Source organism: Thermoplasmatales archaeon (assembly GCA_014361245.1).
GTDB lineage: Archaea > Thermoplasmatota > E2 > UBA202 > JdFR-43 > JACIWB01.
Genome location: JACIWB010000082.1, coordinates 1 through 2,510, shown reverse-complemented (window position 1 = coordinate 2,510; position 2,510 = coordinate 1). Strand labels below are relative to the sequence as shown.

General features: G+C 30.7%; 3 protein-coding genes and 1 tRNA gene. All 4 read left to right on the top strand.

From position 1 onward, the window contains the following. Positions 1 to 268: 268 nt before the first annotated feature. The 4 genes from H5T45_07550 (at position 269) to H5T45_07535 (ending at position 2,314) form a co-directional block, all read left to right on the top strand. The gene (locus H5T45_07550) at positions 269 to 754 is read left to right on the top strand and encodes a hypothetical protein (GenBank protein MBC7129552.1); all 486 of its coding nucleotides are present in this window, start codon (positions 269 to 271) and stop codon (positions 752 to 754) included. Continuing rightward, positions 755 to 827 (top strand) — tRNA-Thr (locus H5T45_07545). 54 nt (positions 828 to 881) lie between these two features. Continuing rightward, positions 882 to 2,117 carry a GTPase HflX gene (hflX, locus tag H5T45_07540; protein MBC7129551.1) on the top strand — a complete coding sequence of 412 codons (1,236 nt, stop codon included), beginning with the start codon at positions 882 to 884 and terminating at the stop codon, positions 2,115 to 2,117. Further along, positions 2,108 to 2,314, top strand: a complete 207-nt coding sequence (locus H5T45_07535; protein MBC7129550.1) for a DUF357 domain-containing protein — start codon at positions 2,108 to 2,110, stop codon at positions 2,312 to 2,314. Before hflX ends, H5T45_07535 begins: the two co-directional genes overlap by 10 nt. Positions 2,315 to 2,510: the final 196 nt, after the last annotated feature.

Below are 2,510 nucleotides of genomic sequence, written 5' to 3'. Positions count from 1 at the left end.
TTAACATTTGTTCAATCATTGCCTTTTATTCACAAACGGTTAGATTAGAAAAGAATTGATTTGATGTATTTTTGCTTGTTTTTCAAATCGATCATGCATTTTTACAGAATAACAACCGCAAAACAAACTATTTTGTTGAAAAATTTGTTATTGCTGAGCTCTCACAATAACAAAATACAGATTTAAAAACGGTAAATCTGTATCTGCCTCTGTTGCAATTTATTCTGCTAAAAACAATAATATTATTAACACCAATTATTTTCTTTTTGTGAAGAAGATATTCATTGCAACTGCTTTAATAATCAACATATTGCTCTGTGGATGTATTTCAGCTGGAGAAATTTATGGAAAGATGTCAGATTTTTTTAAAAAAGGAGAGAGATATGAATGGGTAACAATAGCTAATATGAAAGAAGAATTTAAATGGATAGATATTTTTAATTCTGAAATTGCAAAAAATGTATCCATACCTGTAATTATTCGGGAAAAAACAAAATATCTTCATATTATAATTGAAGTAAATTTTTCAAATCCTGTCTATTCTGATGTGCAATTTTTAAGCCAGGGGAAACTAAACCTTACTATTTTAACTCCTTCAGAAAAAATAGAAAAAGATTATTGCACAACTGCAAAGTCAAGGTCATATGAAGAATATTTCTATTTTGAAGAGCCTTTACCAGGAGAATGGAATATTATTTTAAAACTGATTGGTTACGGCGAATATAGAATACTTGCAGAAGCATATGTTGCATGAGCCGCCGTAGCTCAGCAGGAAGAGCATCTGATTCGTAATCAGAAGGTCGCGGGTTCAATTCCCGCCGGCGGCTTCCCACCCCCTCATTTCCACTGGAAAGTTTATATTTCAGAATGGGATTAAAAATGTGAAAGGAGTGGTGCTATCAAAAGATGAGGATGTGACAGAGATTATTTCTCTTGCTGAATCCTTAGATTATAAAATAGAAAAAGTTTTTATACAGAAAAAGGAAGAGGACGCCTCCTATTATCTTGGAAAAGGTAAAATAGAAGAAGTGAAGGAATATATCGAGAAAAATGATATTAAAATAGCGTTTGTAAATGATGCTTTAAGACCTTCCCAATGGTATAACCTGGAGAAAACTCTTAGGGTGGAAGTATATGACAGAATAAGATTAATAGTTGAAATATTTATGAGGAGGGCGAAAAGGAGGGAGGCAAAATTACAGGTTAATCTGGCTAAGTTACAATATGAAAAACCTTTTGTGAGAGAATTGTTTCATAGAACTAGTGAGAAAGATAGACCTGGTTTTTTAGGAGGAGGAGAGTATGTTGTTGCTGACTATTATGAGATGATAAAAAAAAGAATTAAGAAAATAAAATATGAGTTGAAGAAGATAGAGGAAGATAGGGGATTGGTTAGAAAGGAAAGAGAGGAAAAGGGTTTTTATGTTGTTGCAATAACTGGTTATACAAATGCTGGCAAGAGTTCTATTTTAAAGGCATTGACTGGTGATGATGTTGAAATAGATGATAGATTATTTACCACTCTTTCAACAAAAACAAAAAAACTGGCTAAATCATCTCTACCAATCTTACTTATAGACACCGTAGGATTTATTAAAGATCTACCACATTGGCTAATAAATGCATTTCATTCAACTCTGGAAGAAATTTCTTTTTCCGATTTGATTCTACTTGTTGTTGATTCTTCTGATAATGATAATATATTGATTGAAAAAATAAAGGCTTCCCTCAAAGAAATTTATATTCTAAAAGAAGAGCCAAAAATAATAATAGTAATGAATAAAATAGATAAAATAAAGAGAGAAGAGATGGAGAAGAAAATAAAGATTGTTGAAGAGAATTTTAATATTAAAACAATACCAATCTCAGCTTTAACTGGAGAAAATATAGACCTTCTTATATATGAAATAGAGAATTGCTTGCCTTTTTCTTACTTAGAGTTGCGAATTCCTGAAAAGGAAAAAACATTCATTTCCTGGATATGGGAAAACAGCAATGTTCTGGATTTTTCTGTGGATGGCACAGCAAATTTAAAAATAAAATGCAGTGAAAAATTAAAAGAGATAATAAAAGGGAAATGTAATAAGTTAGGAGGAGAGGTAAAAATATGGAAATAGAAGAGAGAATAAAGAAAGACCTGAATCTTTTTGTTGAAAACTGTAAGAAAGTAAAAGATGAGAAAATAGTAGATATGGCTAAAAGATATTATGAGGATGCAAAATTCTATTTGGAAAGGAAAGATTATTTCACCGCTTTTGGGTGCATAAATTATGCACATGGCTTAATAGATGCTTTAAGGTTTAGAGAGGAATAAAAGTTATAAGTTGAAATTAAAATCCTACAGGAGTTGTCGATTAATCAATTCCATTTAACATATTCATAAAGAAAATTATAGGGATAAAAAATAGTCATATATGTCTGGAGGTTATGGCAAATTGCCATTCCAATTACATGTTTCCTTCTCATATCTTCTTTTTTAAATCTGGAAAATAGTAATCTTTTTGTTTCTA